This window comes from Sphingomonas fucosidasi (assembly GCF_036663855.1).
GTDB lineage: Bacteria > Pseudomonadota > Alphaproteobacteria > Sphingomonadales > Sphingomonadaceae > Sphingomonas > Sphingomonas faeni_B.
In genome coordinates, this window is the sequence record NZ_JAXOJR010000004.1 from 1 (window position 1) to 17251 (window position 17251).

14 protein-coding genes are annotated in these 17251 nt (G+C 66.1%); 2 read left to right on the forward strand and 12 right to left on the reverse strand.

Annotated elements, in window-relative coordinates; all coding sequences use genetic code 11:
- Window positions 1-236: 236 nt before the first annotated feature.
- The 7 genes from U1737_RS08410 to U1737_RS08440 all read right to left on the reverse strand — a co-directional run bounded on the left by U1737_RS08410 (window position 237) and on the right by U1737_RS08440 (window position 9283).
- Complete coding sequence (locus U1737_RS08410) at window positions 237-1601, reverse strand: ATP-binding protein (RefSeq protein ID WP_332796410.1); 1365 nt, start codon at window positions 1599-1601, stop codon at window positions 237-239.
- Window positions 1598-2314: a response regulator gene (locus U1737_RS08415; RefSeq protein ID WP_332796672.1), complete on the reverse strand. Its 717-nt coding sequence runs from the start codon at window positions 2312-2314 to the stop codon at window positions 1598-1600. Before U1737_RS08415 ends, U1737_RS08410 begins: the two co-directional genes overlap by 4 nt.
- Before the next feature lie 100 nt (window positions 2315-2414).
- Entirely contained in the window at window positions 2415-3809 is a 1395-nt protein-coding gene (locus tag U1737_RS08420; RefSeq protein ID WP_332796411.1) for an efflux transporter outer membrane subunit, read from the reverse strand.
- Window positions 3806-6925, reverse strand: a complete 3120-nt coding sequence (locus U1737_RS08425; RefSeq protein ID WP_332796412.1) for an efflux RND transporter permease subunit — start codon at window positions 6923-6925, stop codon at window positions 3806-3808. Before U1737_RS08425 ends, U1737_RS08420 begins: the two co-directional genes overlap by 4 nt.
- Before the next feature lies 1 nt (window position 6926).
- Window positions 6927-8063 (reverse strand): efflux RND transporter periplasmic adaptor subunit, encoded by a 1137-nt coding sequence (locus U1737_RS08430; RefSeq protein WP_332796413.1) that lies wholly within the window; start codon window positions 8061-8063, stop codon window positions 6927-6929.
- Window positions 8064-8076: 13 nt separating this feature from the next.
- Window positions 8077-8358 carry a hypothetical protein gene (locus tag U1737_RS08435; protein ID WP_332796414.1) on the reverse strand — a complete coding sequence of 94 codons (282 nt, stop codon included), beginning with the start codon at window positions 8356-8358 and terminating at the stop codon, window positions 8077-8079.
- 544 nt (window positions 8359-8902) lie between these two features.
- Window positions 8903-9283: a hypothetical protein gene (locus tag U1737_RS08440; protein WP_332796415.1), complete on the reverse strand. Its 381-nt coding sequence runs from the start codon at window positions 9281-9283 to the stop codon at window positions 8903-8905.
- Between the two features lie 495 nt (window positions 9284-9778).
- Between U1737_RS08440 and U1737_RS08445 the strand changes: the two genes are divergently transcribed.
- Window positions 9779-10792, forward strand: coding sequence for an acetamidase/formamidase family protein (locus U1737_RS08445; protein WP_332796416.1), 1014 nt, complete (start codon window positions 9779-9781; stop codon window positions 10790-10792).
- A 56-nt stretch (window positions 10793-10848) separates the two neighbouring features.
- On the opposite strand, the gene U1737_RS08450 is transcribed toward U1737_RS08445, so the two are convergent.
- From U1737_RS08450 to U1737_RS08460, 3 genes are all read right to left on the reverse strand, one after another.
- Window positions 10849-12204 carry a serine hydrolase domain-containing protein gene (locus tag U1737_RS08450; RefSeq protein ID WP_332796417.1) on the reverse strand — a complete coding sequence of 452 codons (1356 nt, stop codon included), beginning with the start codon at window positions 12202-12204 and terminating at the stop codon, window positions 10849-10851.
- Between the two features lie 121 nt (window positions 12205-12325).
- Window positions 12326-12658, reverse strand: coding sequence for a hypothetical protein (locus U1737_RS08455; RefSeq protein ID WP_332796418.1), 333 nt, complete (start codon window positions 12656-12658; stop codon window positions 12326-12328).
- A 208-nt stretch (window positions 12659-12866) separates the two neighbouring features.
- A complete protein-coding gene (locus U1737_RS08460) occupies window positions 12867-13751 on the reverse strand; it encodes a fatty acid desaturase family protein (RefSeq protein ID WP_332796419.1) in 885 nt (294 codons plus the stop codon).
- 54 nt (window positions 13752-13805) lie between these two features.
- Here U1737_RS08460 and U1737_RS08465 point away from each other — a divergent pair, with 54 nt between their 5' ends.
- Window positions 13806-14597, forward strand: coding sequence for a hypothetical protein (locus tag U1737_RS08465; protein ID WP_332796420.1), 792 nt, complete (start codon window positions 13806-13808; stop codon window positions 14595-14597).
- A gap of 328 nt (window positions 14598-14925) precedes the next feature.
- Here the strand turns inward: U1737_RS08465 and U1737_RS08470 are convergent, their stop codons facing one another.
- Window positions 14926-16005 carry a Ca2+-dependent phosphoinositide-specific phospholipase C gene (locus U1737_RS08470; RefSeq protein WP_248520492.1) on the reverse strand — a complete coding sequence of 360 codons (1080 nt, stop codon included), beginning with the start codon at window positions 16003-16005 and terminating at the stop codon, window positions 14926-14928.
- Window positions 16006-16040: 35 nt separating this feature from the next.
- Window positions 16041-17237, reverse strand: coding sequence for a Ca2+-dependent phosphoinositide-specific phospholipase C (locus tag U1737_RS08475; RefSeq protein ID WP_332796421.1), 1197 nt, complete (start codon window positions 17235-17237; stop codon window positions 16041-16043).
- Between the last annotated feature and the right edge of the window lie 14 nt (window positions 17238-17251).

The following is a 17251-nucleotide window of genomic DNA, read 5'->3' on the forward strand; positions in this document are numbered from 1 at the left end:
GCAGAACTCGAAAAGCAACGGTCGGGTTTAAACCTGACCGTTGCTTCACCCGCGCTCCTGCGCGACAACAACGGTCGGTCTCTGGTCGCAGCTGGATGAAAGGCGGGGGTCACGTCAATCTTGATCAGTCTCCGCGAGTGTCCAACAGCGCGCGCAGTCGCTAGCGGATGAAACCGGACATCGGTTCTCCGAGCTATTTTATCAAATTATGGAGCGCGTATATCGGCGGATGACGCTCAGCCGTTGCCGAGCGCCAGCGTTGCTTCCAATCCGCCGCCGGGATGATTGGCAAGGCTGATATGCCCGCCGATCGCGGCAGCCTGCGCGCGCGCGATGGTGAGGCCGATCCCGGTTCCGTCGCCGCTCGACCGTGACGTGTCGGCGCGCACGAACGGGTCGAACGCGTGCGCCAGCATGTCTTCGCTCATCCCGGGCCCGTGATCGCGGACGGTGACGATCACTGTCTTGCCGGCCCGCCTCGCCGCGATATGGGCGTCGCCGCCATGCTTGATCGCGTTGTCGACCAGGTTCGACAGGCACCGGGTGAGCGCGTCGGGGCGTACGCGGACAATTTCGCCGCAGGGCTGCGTGAAGCGGACGGCATGGCCGAACTCCGCGGCGTCGTCGGCGATGCTCGACAGCACGGAGTCGAGATCGACCGTCGACCAGTCTTCGCCGCTTTCGCCGCTGCGGGCGAGGTCCAATCCGCGCTTCATCATCGCGAGCGTCGCCGACAGGTCCGCGACCAGCCGTTCGCGCAGCGGCTCGTCCTCGACCTGTTCGAGGCGAAGGCGCAGCCGGGTCAGCGGCGTCTGCAGGTCGTGGCTGATCGCCGCCAGGATGCGGGTGCGCTCACGCAGGCCCGCGCGGACCCGCTCCTGCATCAGGTTGAAGGTGGCAAGTGCGGCGCGCACGTCGGTCGGACCGGTTTCCAGCACCGGCTCGGCGTCGATCGACCGCGCGAAGGCGTCGGCGGCGGCGGACAATCGGAGCAGCGGCGCGGTTGCCAGGCGCGCGACGATCAGCGAGAGGGCCAACGCCGCGGCGATGACGAGCAGCAGGAACAGCCGGTCGGTGGTCCAGCTCGGCGGTGCGGGCAGTTGCGGAAGGTTGAGCGCGACGACGAGCGAGCTACCATCCAATACCGTCGCCATCAGCCAGCAGTCGAGCACCAGGGGCTGGATCCCGGCCGTACGCGGGCGCTCCTGCAAGGGGTCCTTGGCGTGGCATGCGGTGGCGGGCGCAGGCGATATCGCGACGGCCGCGCCCGGTGCGCGTCGCGCGGCGAGCATCTCGCTCAGCATGCTGTTCGGGTCGATCAACGGCCGTGTCCGGCCATCGACGAGATGCGCACCGACGAGCCGGCCGTCGCTGAGGTTGCGCAGCGTGCCCTGGGGATCGCGATGCAGGCGGGCGAGGACGTCAAGCGCGCTGGCGATAACGCGCTCGTCGCGAATCCGCATGAACTCGCTGCGCCGCCCCTGCTCGGCGATCAGCAGCGCGCCGACCGAGGCGATCAGGATGCCGACGGCGAGGATCAGCGCGATCCGGCCGGTCAGCGAGCCGGCGAAGCGCACCATCCGGGCGATGACGGGCTTCATCCGAACGTGACGGTCGCGGCGAGCATATAGCCTTGGCCGCGCACAGTGAGAATCAGGTTCTCGCCGTCGGGCCTGAGCTTCTGGCGCAGACGGCTGATCTGGTTGTCGATCGTCCGGTCGTACGACGCAGTCGCGGCGCGGGCGGGAACCAGCGCCTCGCGCGACAGCGGATGCCCCGCGGCGTGGACCAGGCGGGAGAGCATGTCGAACTCGGCGGCGGATAGCATGACGACATTGTCGCCGGGGGCGAGCAGGCGGCGCTTTACGAGATCGAGCCGCCACCGGCCGAAGGTCGCGATCCGCGCGGGTGCCGCCGCGCCGACGTCGCGCGCACCGCGGCGGAGCAGGTTGCGGACGCGCGCGGTCAGTTCGCGCGGCTCGAACGGCTTGGTGAGATAGTCGTCGGCGCCCAGTTCCAGGCCGAGCACCCGGTCAATCGCACTGTCGCGCGCGGTGACCATGATGATCGCGCCCGGATAGCCCTCGCCGCGCAGTTCGCGGCACAGCGTCAGCCCGTCGCCGTCGGGCAGCCCGAGATCGAGGACGATGAGGTCGATACTGTGCGCCGCCAGCGCCGCGCGGATCCCCGCAACGTCGCCGGCAGCGGTCAGCGCATAGCCCTCGCGCGCCAGCTGTGCGGTCACCAGGTCGCGAATATCGGCGTCGTCGTCCGCGATCAGGAGGTGAGGGCGGTCCGCCGCCGTGCCGGGCATCATGTCGTCATCCATCCGATCGGGCGGCGTCATGTCAAGGCCGTCGCGCAGGCATAGCCCGCCCGGCCAGGCATGCCCAGCCGCACCCCGGTCACCCTAATCACAACGTGTCGTCCGACCCGATCGCCTGGTAGAGCGTCACCCGGTTCTGGAGATCGGTGAGCACGGTCGTGATCGCGGTCTGGCGGGCGGAATACAGCGTGCGCTGTGCGACGAGCGCGGTCAGGAAACTGTCGGTGCCCTCGCGGTATCGTGCCTCGCTGATCGTGTAGCTCTTCTGCGCGGCCGCGACGAGATCGGCTTGCGCCGCACGCTGGCGGCTGATCGTGCCGCGTCGGGCCAGGCCGTCGGCGACGTCGCGATACGCGGTCTGCGCGGCCTTGCGATAGGCGGCGAGGTAATAATCGACCTGCGCCCGCGCGTAATCGAGGTTGCCGCGATTGGTTCCGCCGAGGATCGGCACGCTGGCGGACGGCGTCGCGGACCAGGTCGAGCCCGAGAATAGGCTGGTCAGCGCGGAACTGGCGACGCCGAGCGCGCTGGTCAGCGAGATCGTCGGAAAGAACGCCGCGCGCGCCGCACCGACATTGGCGTTGGCCGATTTCAGCTGGTGCTCGGCCTCGACCACGTCGGGGCGATCGAGCAGCACGGTCGAGGAGAGCCCGGCGGGCACGGTAGCGATACCCGTATCGAGCGCGCCGAGGCTGGCGGGCAGCAGTGCGTCCTCGACCGGCGCACCGACCAGCAACTCCAGCGCGTTGCGGTCCTGCGCCACCTGCGTGGTGTATTGCGCTACGTCCGCCCGCGCCTGCGCCAGCAAGGTCCGCGCATCCGCGGGGTCGGAGCCGCTCACCAGCCCGACATCGTGCAGTTCGTCGTTGAGCCTGACCGTGCGCGCGCTGCTGGCGACCTGTGCGTTGGCAACGGCGAGCAGGTCGCGGTCGGAGAGCAGCGTGAGATACGCCGTGGCGGTCTCGGCAACGACGGTGAAGCGCGTATTGCGCGCGCCGCTCTCTGTGCCGAGATAGGTCTCGAACGCGGCTTGCGACAGGTTCTTCTGGCGCCCGAACAGGTCGAGCTCGAAGCCGCTGATCCCGACGCTGCCCGAAAACAGCGTGCTCGACCCGGCCGAGGCGGTGCCGCCGCCGGTCACCGCACGGTTGATCGTCGCGCCTGCATCGGCGGACAAGGTCGGCAACTGGCTCGACTTCTGGACCTTGTACAAGGCGCGGGCCGAAGCGACGTTGGCGACCGCCTGGGCGAGATCCTGGTTGTTGGCCAGCGCGCGCTCGATGACCGTCCGCAGCTTCGCGTCGATCACCAGCGTGCGCCATGGCATCCCGGCCTGGCCCGCCGCATGGGGTGCGTAAGACGCGCCGGTCGGCCACGCCGGCGGCACGAAGTCGGCGACCGAACGGACATAATGCGGTGCGAGGTTGCAACCGCCGAGCGCGGTGGCCGCGATCAGCGCCGCCGCGATACGCACGCGGATCATGCCGCTTTCTCCTTTTTGCCGTGGAACAGTCGGGCGACGATGACGAAGAACATCGGCACGTAGAAGATCGCCAGCACGGTCGCGGTCAGCATCCCACCGACCACCGCGGTGCCGATCGCGATCCGGCTGTTGGCCCCCGCGCCGGTCGCGACCGCGAGCGGGAACACGCCGAAGATGAACGCGAGGCTGGTCATCAGGATCGGGCGAAGCCGGGTCCGCGCCGCCTCCAGTGCGGCCTCGACCACGTCCTTGCCGTCGCGTCGCGCCTCTTCCGCGAACTCGACGATCAGGATCGCGTTCTTGGCGGCAAGCCCGATCGTGGTGATCAGCCCGACCTGGAAGTAGATGTCGTTGTCGAGCCCGCGCATCGTGACCGCGATCACCGCACCGATGATCCCGAGCGGCAGCACCAGCAGCACCGCGATCGGCACCGACCAGCTTTCATACAGCGCTGCGAGGCACAGGAAGACGATCAGCACCGACAGCCCGTACAGCATCGGCGCCTGTCCGCTGGCCTGGTTCTCCTGGAACGACAGGCCCGCCCAGGCATAGCCGGTGCCGGGTGCCAGTTCCTTCTGCAGCTTGATCATCTCCTTCATCGCCGCACCCGAACTGCCGCCCGCCGCCGGCTCGCCCTGGATTTCGTAGGACGAGCGACCGTTGAAGCGGGCGACGCTGTTCGGCCCCTTCTCCCACGACATCGTCGCGATCGCCGAGAACGGGACCATCGTGCCGCTGGAGGTGCGGACGAACCAGCCGTCCAGGTCGTTCGGCAGCATCCGGAACGGCGCATCGGCCTGCATGTAGACGCGCTTCACCCGGCCCCGATCGACGAAGTCGTTGACGTACACGCCGCCCCACGCGCTCGACAGCACGTTGGTCACGTCGTTCTCGGTGAGCCCGAACACCGCGAGCTTGGCATCGTCGAGCGTCACGCGAAGCTGTGGCGTGTCGGGCAGCGTGGAGGCGCGGACCTGCGCGAGCTTGGAATCCTTGTTGGCCGCCGCGATCAGCTTGTCGCGCAGCGCGACGAAGGCGTCCCGGCTGAGCCCGCTCGTGTTGGTCAGCTCGAACGTGAAGCCGTTGGACTGGCCCAGGCCTGAGATGGCGGGCGGGGTGAGCGGAATGACGGTCGCATCGCGGATCTGGCTGAAGCTCTTCATCGCGCGGGCATTGATCGTCGATGCGCTCTGGCTCGCATCCTTGCGCTCGTCGAACGGCGCGAGGCTGGCAAAGGCCATGCCTGCATTCTGACCCGATCCGCTGAACCCGAATCCGGTGATGCTGAAGGCGTTGGCGACCGTCCCATTCTCGTGATCGGTGAAATAGCTCTGGACGCGGTCGCGCACGGCCTCGGTCCGCTCGTTGGTGGCACCGGCGGGCAGCGTGTACATCACCATCACCTGGCCCTGGTCCTCGGTCGGCAGGAAGCTGGTCGGCAACCGGAGGAACAGCACGGCGAGGACGATCGTGATGACGCCGACCACCGCCATGTGCAGCCCGCGCCGGCCGATCACCGCGCGCGTCGCTCCGACATACCGATGCGTCGAGCGATCGAACCACCGGTTGAACTTGCCGAACACGCCGCGGCGCTCCAGCGGATCGCCATGCGTCGGCTTGAGCAACGTCGCGGTCAGGGCGGGGGTGAGGACGAGCGCGACCAGCACCGACAACAGCATCGCCGAGACGATCGTGACCGAGAACTGGCGATAGATCACGCCGGTCGATCCACCGAAGAACGCCATCGGCAGGAACACCGCCGACAGGACGAGCGCGATGCCGACCAGGGCCGATCCGATCTCGCTCATCGACCGGACCGTCGCGTCGCGCGGGCTGAGCCCTTCCTCCGCCATTACCCGCTCGACATTCTCGACCACAACGATCGCGTCGTCGACCAGCAACCCGATGGCGAGCACCATCGCAAACAGGGTGAGCGTGTTGATCGAATAACCGCACACCGCCAGCACCCCGAACGTGCCGAGCAGCACGACCGGAACCGCGATCGCCGGGATCAGTGTCGCCCGCCAGTTCTGGAGGAAGACGAACATCACGACGATCACCAGAATGATCGCGATCACCAGCGTCTCGACGACTTCCTCGACCGACAGTTTGACGAACGTGGTGGTGTCGCGCGGATAGGCGATGGCATAGCCGGCGGGCAGGTTGGTCGACAGTTCGGCCATCCGCGCCTTCACCGCGGTCGCGGTCTCCAGGGCATCGGCCCCGGTCGCCAGCTGGATCGCCATCCCCGACGCCGGATGGCCATCGAGTTCCGCCGAGGAATTATAGCTGTCCTGTCCCAGTTCGACGCGGGCGACGTCGGACAGGCGAACGATCGATCCGTCGGTCTTGGTCTTCAGCACGATCGCACGAAACTGGTCGGGGGTCGTCAGGCGCGATTTGGCACGGACGGTGGCGTTCAGCATCTGCCCCTTCACCGCGGGCAATGCGCCTACCTGTCCGGCCGAGACGTCGACGTTCTGCGCCTGGATCGCGCTCTGCACGTCGGACGGCATCAGCTGCACCGCTGCGAGCTTGGTCGGATCGAGCCATACGCGCATTGCATATTGCGCGCCGAACACCTGGGTCTGGCCGACGCCGTCGACGCGGGCGAGATCGTCCTGGAAATTGCTGACCAGGTAATCGGCGATGTCGTTCGCAGTGGCCTTGTCGGTCTTGTCGTACAGCGCGACGATCATCAGGAAGTCGCTGTTCGACTTCGACACGGTGACGCCCTGCGACGTTACCGCGCTCGGCAGGCGCGCCTCCGCCTGCTGGACCTTGTTCTGGACCTGGACCTGCGCGGTATCCGCATCGGTGCCCTTGACGAAGGTGACGGTGATCGATGCCGATCCCGACGAGTCCGAACTCGACTGGAAATACTGCAGGCCGTCGATCCCGGTCAGCTGCTGTTCGATCACCTGCGTCACGCTGGTTTCCAGCGTTTCGGCGGAGGCACCTGGATAGGTGGCGCTGATCGATATCGTGGGGGGGGCAACGTCGGGATATTGCGCGATCGGCAGCGAGCGCAGTCCCGCGACCCCGCCGAGCATGATGACGATCGTGATCACCCACGCGAAGATCGGGCGTTCGACGAAGAAGCGGCTGATACCCATGTCAGTTGGTGGTCCCGAGCTTGACGGCGACCGGCTTCACGGTCGCGCCGGCCTGTGCCTTGTCGACCCCCTGGACGATCAGCCGATCACCGGCCTTCAGTCCGGCGGTGACGATCCATGTGTCGCCGACCGCCTGCGCGGTCGTGACCTGGCGGAGCGCGACCTTGTTGTCGGTGCCGACGACCATCGCGGTGGCGTTGCCCTTGGCGTCGCGCGTGATGCCCTGCTGTGGTGCGAGGACCGCGTTGCGGATCACGGTCTGCGGCACCGTCAGACGCACGAACATCCCGGGCAGCAACAGGTCCTTGGGGTTCGCGAACCGGGCGCGCAGCGTCACCGTCCCGGTGGTCGTATCGACGACGGCCTCGCCGAACTGGATCGTTCCGGTCTGCGGATAGGCGCGACCGTTTTCCAGCGACAGGCGGACGGTGGTGCTCGCCGGCAGCGCTTCGCCGGTGGCAAGGCTTTGTCGCAGATCGTACAGCGCACTGCTCGATTGCTGGATATCGACGAAGATCGGATCGAGCTGGGAGATCGTCGCCAGCGCCGTGGTCTGCGCCGCCGTGACGAGCGCACCCTGGGTATAGGTCGATCGACCGATCCGCCCTGAAATCGGCGCATAGACCCGCGTGAAGCCCAGATTGACGTTCGCGGTGCGCAGGTTTGCGCGATATTGCGCAATGCTCGCGCTCGCCTGCCTGGACGTCGCGACGGCATCGTCGACGTCCTGCCGCGCGACCGCATCCGCGCTTTGCAGGCGGTTATACCGCTGCACCTTGGCCTGTGCGGTGACGGCCGAGGCCTGGACGCTCGCCAATTGTGCGGCGACCTGGTCCCGGGTGGCCCGGTACAGGCGGGAATCGATCTGGTACAAGGGCTGGCCGGCGCGGACCAGCGTGCCCTCGGTGAACAATCGGGCCTTGATGATCCCGTCGACCTGGGGACGTACCTCCGATATCGCCGTGGCCGCCGTTCGACCGGTCAGTTCGGTCGTGGTCGTTACCGGCTCCGTCTTCAACGTGACGATGCCGACCTCGGCGGGCGGCATTTTGGGCATGGCGTCCTTGGACGCGCCGCAGCCGGCGAGCGCCACGGTCAGCAGGAGCGTAACAGTCCCGCGCGAGGTCGATGAGATCATGGTCAGGGCCTGCTTAGCGAGGGCAATTCTGGCGCTTGCCGCGGGCGTCGCGAAATGTGTCGGTCCTTGCGTCATAGCCCTTGTGGGTCTTGCCGCAGGCCGCCGTCTGCGCGTGGTTGCGGGTCTGGCGCTGGTCCGTCTTGGCGGATACGCCGCGAGCAATGGGGCGGGTGGCGGCGGGGCGGGTGGTGGCGCGGGTAGCCGGCCGAACGGTTGCCGATTGGCGGTCGGGTTTTATGTATTGTGGCGCTGCTGCCATACCCAGCAGGGCGGCGGCCAGTTCGAGTGCGATCATGATAAGGACCTTTTCTATGGTCCTCCCGAACTAGTCCCTATGCCCCACGCCAAACATGCTCAGTGGGTAAGCAAAGGTAAGCGTTCGTAACGGTCGTCCCGATCCCCACGAAAAAGCATTCCGATCCAGGCGACGAAAAGGGAAGAGCACGATCGCGCTACGATCCGCCAGGTCGTTGATCGATACAGGTCAGCGACTAGGCAACGTTACGTCCGGCAACCCGACGATAATCGGACGTCCAAGTTAACGTCCGAAGACGCCCGATGCGGTATTCATCGCGTCGGCACAGGCGGTCGGTCGCTACGAGATCACGCGCTACGAGATCACCCGCTAAGGTACGCTTATTGCTCGTGCCAACAACGCGGCCACAGCGAGATTGCGGCGATCCTGAAGGAGACGCTGGACGAGGAATACGCAACCGATGATAAACCCACCGCACTGGCGACATCGAAGGTCGATCCGACGACCGAGGCGGTTACCGCTTGCATCATTTCGACGCTATAAATGACGGGCCGGTGATCAGAATCGCCGGCCCGTTTTTGGTTTAGACCTTCTTTCGCGCGCGCTTTGGGCTCGCGGCGGCGGCAACGTCTTCATCCTCGTCCGGCGTATCTTCGCCGGCTTCGGTCAGCGCATCGCCGAGCATCCTCAGTTTCTCCTGCGACGTATCGGCCTTTTCGGCGATTTTGGTCGTCGCAGTGCCGAGACGGTGGAGCAGGGCGTGGACGCGATCGGCGTCAGGCTCGGACCGCTCCAGTTGTTTGCGAAGCGAACCCAAGTCGCGAAGAATGCCCTTGGCACCAGGGGTGTCGATCTCGGCCAACGCGGCTTCCCAATCCTCGACCATGTCGGTACCCTTGGAGGGCTTCGTCGCGTCGAGCCCACGATTGATCGCGTTCATCGTTCCTGCAAATTTAACGGCCATTTATTCTCTCCGCATGCCGTGATGGCTATCGTCAACGCGATGCCGCGGCGGAAATGTCCTCGTGATCGTACTGACCCGGATCAGTATCTAAAGCCAAGATAATGCTGGATATCGAGCGCTTGCGATTGTCAGATAAAGTTGCCAACCGCTCACTACTTCGACTCTTCGCCTGAGGTGGGTCGCGGTCAGCACAAGCGTCGTTCTCCTGTTCGAGATCTGGCGGCCTGAAGTGACGATCGACGATGGCGCGATCAACATTTCTTCGGCCACCAGACAAACCAAGCCGTCGGTTTAGGTCGGGATGACGATCGCGCACCGCTGCCGACTTGACCGTTCTCGGTGTCCGTATGGCCCGGCCGTCAAAATGAACGCCTGTCCAGAGTTGGCAATTCGCAAGGCCGCGGTGCATGTCGGCAGACGGGTCAAATCAGGCCCATGCCGCGGCGAGCGAGATACGCGCCAACGGCTGCGCTCTGGAGTGTTGAAGGGATGACGATGCGCTACCTGATCCTTGCCGCTCTGGCTGCCGTGGCGACTCCCGCGTGCGCTGCGACATATGAATTGAAGGCGACGCCACAGACGGTCGCCTGGGGGCATTACGATGCCACGGACAAGCCGGTGCTGACGATTCGGTCGGGCGACACGGTGGTGATCCATACGCTGCTGACCAACAGTCCGGCAGGTCTCGAAAAGGCGGGAGTCGCGCCCGTGCAAATCGAACCGGCGCTGCGTGCCGTCTATGACGGCGTCCCTGCCAGCGCGCACGGCCCGGGCGGCCATATCCTGACCGGGCCGATCGCGATCGCAGGCGCGGAGCCCGGCGACATGCTGGAGGTGCGCATCCGCAAGGTCGATCTCGCGATACCCTATGCCTATAACGCGTTTCGGTACGGGGCGGGCTTCCTGACCGACGATTTCCCCTATGCGCGCATGAAGATCGTCCCGCTGGATGCCAAGCGCATGGTCGGCCTGTTCGCACCCGGCATCGAAGTGCCGCTTGCGCCGTTCTTCGGCAGCATGGGGGTCGCGCCGCCGCTGGCGTTCGGCCGCTACGACAGCGCGCCGCCGACGATCAACGGCGGCAACATGGACGACAAGGCACTCGTCGCCGGGACGACTCTGTTCCTTCCCGTCTACGTCCCCGATGCACTTTTCCAGGTCGGCGACGGTCATGCCGCGCAGGGCAATGGCGAGGTCGATATCACGGCGCTGGAAACGTCGTTGACCGGCACGTTCGAGTTCGTGCTGCACAAGAAGGCTGCGATCACCTATCCGCGCGCCGAGACGCCCAAGGCCTATATCGCAATGGGCTTCGACGACGATCTCAGCCACGCGACCCGCAAGGCGCTGCGCAACATGATCGATTTTCTCGTCGCGGAAAAAGGCATGACGCGCGACGACGCCTACATGCTGATCAGCGTCGCAGGCGATGTCGAGATCACCGAGCTCGTCGACCGCAACAAGGGCGTCCACGTCGTCTTGCCGAAGGCGTTGTTCACGAAGCGCTAGCGCCAACGGCTTACGCCTGTTCCTCCGTCGCCGTGTATGCCGTTCGGGTAAGAGGCCTATGGCAAAGCGGCGGCAATGTCCGCCACGAACTGAGCGACGTTGAACCGGGCGGAGCCGGGATCCTCGCCACGCCTGACCACCACCAGGTGCCGGGACGGGATCACCATCACATACTGACCCCGGTTGCCTTGCGCGGCAAAGCTGCCCTCGGGCACGCCCTGCTTGGGGCCGAACAGCCACATCGTCGCGCCATAGCCGGGTCCGCTCGCGGGCTGCGGTCCGCTGGGCGTTATCATGGTACGCATCCAGCCCGCCGGCAACAGGCGCTTGCCCTGCCAGACGCCGTCCTGCGACCAGAACAACCCCAGCCTCGCCAAGTCGCGGGCGGTCGACCAGACCTGACTGGAGAGGATGTAATTGCCGTGCCAGTCCGTTTCGGCAACGGTGTGCGACATGCCGAGCGGGCCGAACAGGCTACCCGGCAATGCGCGGTACCGGGGCTCGCCGATTGCCTGTCGCGTGGCGTAGGCCGCGAGCAGAATATCGGTGTTGGCGTAGCGAAAGCGTGTGCCGGGCAAGGCTTCCAGAGGCCATGACACCGCCTGTTCGTCGACGGTGGTGCCGCCGAAATAGATGGCATCGGTGCGATTGCCGGCGGTTTCGCTATGCAGCCCGGATGCCATGCGTAGGAGATTGTCGAGCGTGATCGCCTGACGTGGATCGCCCGTCTTCCATTGCGGCACGGCGGCGGGCGCCTTCAACGCGCCTGGATTGGCGAGACCTATAAGCGTGCCGGCGATCGACTTGCCGACCGACCAGGTCCGATTGGACACGAACGGCCCGAAACCGCGGCCATATTGCTCGGCAAGAACCTGGCCGTCCTTCACGACGATCACGCCGACCGTTTTGGTGCCGGCGCCATATGTGATCCCGAATGCCTTGCCGACGGCGCCGCTCAGTGTGGCCGACGGGCGCGGTGCGATGCCACTGTCACCCTGCGGCCAGCGACGAGGATCCGCCGCCGTAATCGACGGTGCCGCTGTCGACTTGCGGCCAGTCGGTGCCGTGTCGCCGATCGGCAGCGTCACGCACCCCCGTCCGCTGGTCCAAGCTGCGCGTCTTGGCGGTAGCTGGGGATCGAATGCTACGGAAACGGACTGAAGACCACGGTCGACGTTCGCCGTCAGAGTGCGCACGATCTTATCATATTCGGGGTAGATGCCAGCCAGTTCATCCGCATCGATCTGCTCAGGCGTGCGACCGGCGTTGAAGATGCCGGAGCAGTAGAGCGCCGCCTTGTAACCGGCTGCTACCGCGCGTTGGTAAGGTCCTGCCGAGGGCTGTGCGACAATTTGGGCATTGCCGGGCGCTGACGCGAGGAGGACGAGGCCGGCCGCTTTTAGTATCTGCATGACCGCATCTTTCCATTGCACCACGCGATCGGCAATTCGTTTCTCTGATCTGGAGCAATCGGAGCCTCCCGGGCAGGCGTATCATCGATCCCAGGTCGGGCCGGGCGCGGTTACATATCGATCAGATCCCGAGACCGCGACGCTTGATCTCGCCGAGTAGCGCTTCGGCCACCGGGTGGCCAACTTCACCGCCCGACTGGTCATAGGCGCTCGACAGATCGGCGTCCGATGCAGTGTTCAACAGCTCTCGGACGTCTGCGGTGAACTCGTCGACTTCCTCCGCCGCCGCCGCTGCGGCGTCGTCGCTGGTGATGGCGGGCTCGTCGCCTGGCGCGGGTGCATGGGCCATCACGGCATCCTGCTTGAACACGTCGAAGGCGTCGGCTGCTTCGTTGCGCTCCTCCAGGGCGATCTCAAGGAGGGTGAAAAGGTCGAGCGATTCAGTGTTTTCCATAGCGCAAGCCTACCCGGTTTGTCGTGTGGCGCAATATGGCACTAACCGAACGCTTCTTCGGCAATCCCGATGTCGCGTACTTGCAGGCGCATTACGCAACACGAGGATGTCATGCCGCTCGTATCATTCGGGCCGGACCTCTCGATTGGGTATCGGACCAAGCGAGTGCCGCACGCCGGGTCCTGACTCCGCGTGATCGGTCAAATCCTCAGGCGGCCCGGCGGGTCGCGCGGCGCACCACGTCGCGATAGCCGTGCGAGAGCGAATCGAACCCGTCATAGAAGCCGCGCGCTTTCAGCAGGCGGTGCATCCGCGCGAGCCGGTAGGGCGGGACACCCGCCGCCACGTGATGCTCGACATGATAACTGACGTGGTTCGGGGCGACCAGCAGCCGCTCCCACCAGGATACCATCGTGGTCGCGGTGTTCATGCGCGGATCTGCATCGCCGCGATCGGGCACGACACCATGTTCGCCGATCTGGCGGAGGCGCGCGATCACGGGGTAGGCGAAGATCTGCGCGACCCACCACAGCCCGTACGCCCACCAGCCGCCCGCCAGCGCAAGCACGGCGAACAGACCGATGTGAAAGGCGACCCAGGGCCATTGCTTGGCGATCGTGAAGCGCGCGAGCGACTGGACGAGATCGCGCCAGCCGGTGCGGCCGGTCACGTCGCGCATCAGCTTGCGACGCAGCGCCTGGGCGGTGATCGGATAACTGGCGACGAAGCCGAGATCGGGATCATCGGGGGTTCCGGCATGGCGATGATGCGCCAGATGGTAGGTGCGATAGTCCTGGAGCGAGAGGTTGATCGGCGTCCCCGCGAGCCATTGCCCGACGACCTCGTTGGTGCGCCGGTCGGTGAACAGCGCGTTGTGCGCGCAATCGTGCACGAGGATGCCGAGCCCGAGCTGGCGCGCGGCGATGACCGGGATCGCGGCGAGGATCGTCAGCGGGTTGGGCCAGATGATCGCGACGGCGAACGCGCCGGCGATCAACCCCCAGTTCACCGCGAACGCCCACCACGCCCGCAGATTAGACCGGCGCGTCAATGCGGCCAGTTCGTCCCTTGCAAGAAAATCGGTTACCTTCATGCTGGCCATCCTTCCGCAGCTTGAGTAACACGATAACGCAGTATGAGTCAAAAGATGTTACATGATTGGCGCGCGCCGGTGACGCCGAAGTCGCTGGCTTTGTGGTTCCTGTCGACCGCCGCGCCCGCGCCGCTGCGCGCCGGGACGCTGATCGATCGTGCCCGCATCTTCGACATCGAACCCGCTGCGGTGCGCGTCGCGTTGGGACGGCTGGTGCGGGAGGGCCTCGCCGACCAGGCCGAGAGAGGGGTCTATTCGCTGGGCCCGAACGCGGCCGCGCTGCATGCAAAGGCGCGCCAGTGGTCGCGCGTCGAGGATGGCGTGCGCCCGTGGGACGGAGCGTGGATCGTCGTGCTGACGCACCATCTGGGCCGCATCAACCGGCCGCGGCTCCAGGCGGGCGAGCGGGCGTTGCGGCTTACCGGCTTTGTCGAGGCGGATACCGGCGCCTGGGTGCGGCCGGACAATCTGCGTCGCGATACGGCGTCGCTGGCCGGCGAACTCGCGGGGCTGGGGCTCGACGCGCAGGCGACCATCCTCGCTGGATGCGTCGCGCAGTCGGCGGACGATGCACGGTTCCGCGCCTTGTGGTCACCCGACCTGCTCGAGGACGGCTATCGCTCCTGGATCGGCGAGCTGGAAGCCAGCCAGGCCAGGACCGCGCGGATGCCGGTCTCGGAGGCGGCGCGCGAAACCTTCCTGCTCGGGCAATCCGTCATCCGCGCGATCAACTCGGACCCGCTGCTTCCCGCCGATCTCGTCGATACGGAGCTGCGCGGCACGCTCGTGAACGCGATGGTCCGCTACAACGCCATGGCCCTGCACCACTGGAGCAAGGTTAGCTGAGGCGGACGCGACAGGTGCGCGGTGATTCAAGCTTACGTCATGACGAGCACTTCCGTCCCCCCCGGCTCGACGAGAATTCAGCGCATCGTCAAGACCTGATCGCACTGGCCGTCGATATCCTCGCGGCCGGTGGGTGCGGATCGTCGCCGACCAATATGAACGCACGACCGAAGTCGGAGCCTCGGAACGCCCGCGCGAGCGTCCAAATATGGGTCAGCAAATCCGTCTAACCATATGCCAAAGGTTCGACTGGACTGCGTGACATCACGACCCTGCGTCATCCGCTATGTCGAAGGTTCGAGGGCAGTCAAGAAAGCCAGGGTGCGGTTCATCTCGGCTGCCCTTCGAGGTCGCCGCAAGGCTGACGCACGCGTACGGGATTGCAACGTGCGACCTGCCCGCCGGGCAAGGCCACATGATAGCCGCCGACCAAGCGGGGGTCGGTCCAGAGATAGTCGGTCGAGGCATATTGCGCGCCGCCGGCCAACGCGGTGTCGCGCGGGACGGTATCGTTGGCGCGAGCCTCACGGGTGTTCGCGTCGGCGCGGGTGCGGACGATGAAGCCCGCGGCGACGTCGCGGCGGATACGCTCGGCATCGTGGACCGGGTCGTTGAGCGTCAGATAGGCGGCAGCGGGCGAGTCCTCGTCGGTGTTGATGAAGAACACGCGGCCCTCGAGCGAGCGCCGCGTGCCGCGGTACACCGCGACCTTCGCCGGCGGCTCGTCCATCGCGAACAGGAATTTGCCGCGCGACGCCTCCAGCAAGGGCCAGTTGTCGGCGAGCACGGCCTCGCGCAGTGTTGCATAATGGCCCTGCACGTCGTCGGGGACGATCAGCTTGCCGGGCGGCAGGATCGAGCGGATCTCCGCATCGAGCGCGTCGTAGGCCGCTGCGTCGAACGGCAGCGCGTCGATCCCACCGCGCGCCGCGTTCTGCTCGTCCTTGGTGTTGAACATCAGCATGATCGGCACGTGGCGCGGATGCTTGGCCGACCAGTCGCGGACGATCGTCAGGCACTCGGTCAGCAGCACGCAGCTCGACGCATTGTCGATGCCGGGAATGTGCAGCACCTTGAAGCCGGGTCTCAATAGCGTCGGATCGTTCGAGCCCCGCGCGTAATGGCCGCCGTGCGGATCATAATTGACGTCGATCTCGAGTTGTCGAGCACCGGCATCGAGTTGCGCGACGAGGCTGCGGTGCGCGTAATCGAGCGCGTCGGCCATCGCAGGATCGGTCGCGCGGATTTTCGCCATCGTCGCGGCGGGCATCGGCTGCTTGTAGCTGTTGTGCGTGCCGATGACCGCAACGTCGTTTATCCGCAGCGCACGCGTGGGGGCCGGGTCTTTGGCCATCGCGGTGGCCGCCATCAGCGCGAGGGCCGGTCCTATTGCGAACGATCGTGTCATGCGTCTTCCTGTCCGATTGCGAGCGACGACATGGTTCACCGCGGCAGCGCGCAGCCGGCGGGCGCGTTGACCGGGTTGCACCGCGCGGCACCGCCGCCGGGCAGCCGTACCACATAGGACGTGCCATAGCCGTTGCCGGGCCTGTAGAAGTCGGTCGAGACGATCTGCGCACCGCTGCGGAACGCCTGCGTCGCGCGCGCGGGGTCGTTGATCCGCGCTTCGAACGTCTCGATGTCGGCACGCGCGCGGACCAGATAGCCCTGCTCGACGAGCGCCGGGATCTCCTTGGCCCGCATCGTCGCGTTGTCCATTAGCAGGAACGCGGCATAGCTGTCGCCCGGACTGGCGCGCAGGAACGCGGCACGACCCTCGAGATTGGGGTGGCCCTCGTGATACGCCGCCAGCGCGATCGGATCGAGTGCGGTCAGCAGCAGGAAGACGAACTTGCCCCGCGCCGCCTGCAGCGTCGGCCAGTGATGCGCGCGAACACCGGCTTCGAGCGTCGCATAGCCGCCGCGGACGGCGTCCGGCGTCACGAGGTGATCGCGCCCGATCAAGTCGTAGATCGACGCATCCATCTCCGCGAACGCCTTGGCGTCGAACGGAAGCGGCTTGGTCGAGCCGGGGAAGATCGGCAGCGGATCGCTCTTGGCCTCGACCAGGATGAAGATCGGTTCGTGGTTCGGATGCGCGTCGGACCAGGTGCGCAACTGGCCGAGGCAGGTGCGGAACAGGTTGCAGCTCGACCGCACGTCGAAATCGGCGATGTGGAAGACCTTGAGCCCTGGCTTGTCCATGTCGGTCTTGTCGAGCGGCAGCGGGTCGACGATGCCCTTCGCCTTCAGCGCCGCATAGCCGGCCGGGTGCGCGTAACGGCCGCCGTCGGGATCGTTGTTGATGTCGATCTCGAGGCTACGCATCCCGGCGTCGAGCTGGGACGCGAGCGATGTGTAGCGATAGTTCAGGCCCTGACTGAGGCTGCCGGGATTGGGATGATATTCGAGCCCGGCGGCTTTGGCGGCGCCGGTGAGCGAGGCGTTGCGCGCCATCAACTTGGGGCCGACGATGGCTTCCGCCATCGCCATCAGGCGCGGGTCGATGCCCTGCGAATAGCTGTTGTGCGTGCCGACGACCTGAATCTCGTTGAGCAGGAGTTCGGGCGCGCGGTCCTTGGCGGTGGCCAGCGCGGAGAGCGCGCCGGTCGTAGCCAAGGCGATTGCGAGTGTCTTCATGCGGATATCCCTCT

Coding starts and splice junctions, on each gene's coding strand:
- U1737_RS08410 (WP_332796410.1), bottom strand. CDS start 1,601: ATGAAGCCCGTCATCGCCCGGATGGTGCGCTTCGCCGGCTCGCTGACC.
- U1737_RS08415 (WP_332796672.1), bottom strand. CDS start 2,314: ATGCCCGGCACGGCGGCGGACCGCCCTCACCTCCTGATCGCGGACGAC.
- U1737_RS08420 (WP_332796411.1), bottom strand. CDS start 3,809: ATGATCCGCGTGCGTATCGCGGCGGCGCTGATCGCGGCCACCGCGCTC.
- U1737_RS08425 (WP_332796412.1), bottom strand. CDS start 6,925: ATGGGTATCAGCCGCTTCTTCGTCGAACGCCCGATCTTCGCGTGGGTG.
- U1737_RS08430 (WP_332796413.1), bottom strand. CDS start 8,063: ATGATCTCATCGACCTCGCGCGGGACTGTTACGCTCCTGCTGACCGTG.
- U1737_RS08435 (WP_332796414.1), bottom strand. CDS start 8,358: ATGATCGCACTCGAACTGGCCGCCGCCCTGCTGGGTATGGCAGCAGCG.
- U1737_RS08440 (WP_332796415.1), bottom strand. CDS start 9,283: ATGGCCGTTAAATTTGCAGGAACGATGAACGCGATCAATCGTGGGCTC.
- U1737_RS08445 (WP_332796416.1), top strand. CDS start 9,779: ATGCGCTACCTGATCCTTGCCGCTCTGGCTGCCGTGGCGACTCCCGCG.
- U1737_RS08450 (WP_332796417.1), bottom strand. CDS start 12,204: ATGCAGATACTAAAAGCGGCCGGCCTCGTCCTCCTCGCGTCAGCGCCC.
- U1737_RS08455 (WP_332796418.1), bottom strand. CDS start 12,658: ATGGAAAACACTGAATCGCTCGACCTTTTCACCCTCCTTGAGATCGCC.
- U1737_RS08460 (WP_332796419.1), bottom strand. CDS start 13,751: ATGAAGGTAACCGATTTTCTTGCAAGGGACGAACTGGCCGCATTGACG.
- U1737_RS08465 (WP_332796420.1), top strand. CDS start 13,806: ATGTTACATGATTGGCGCGCGCCGGTGACGCCGAAGTCGCTGGCTTTG.
- U1737_RS08470 (WP_248520492.1), bottom strand. CDS start 16,005: ATGACACGATCGTTCGCAATAGGACCGGCCCTCGCGCTGATGGCGGCC.
- U1737_RS08475 (WP_332796421.1), bottom strand. CDS start 17,237: ATGAAGACACTCGCAATCGCCTTGGCTACGACCGGCGCGCTCTCCGCG.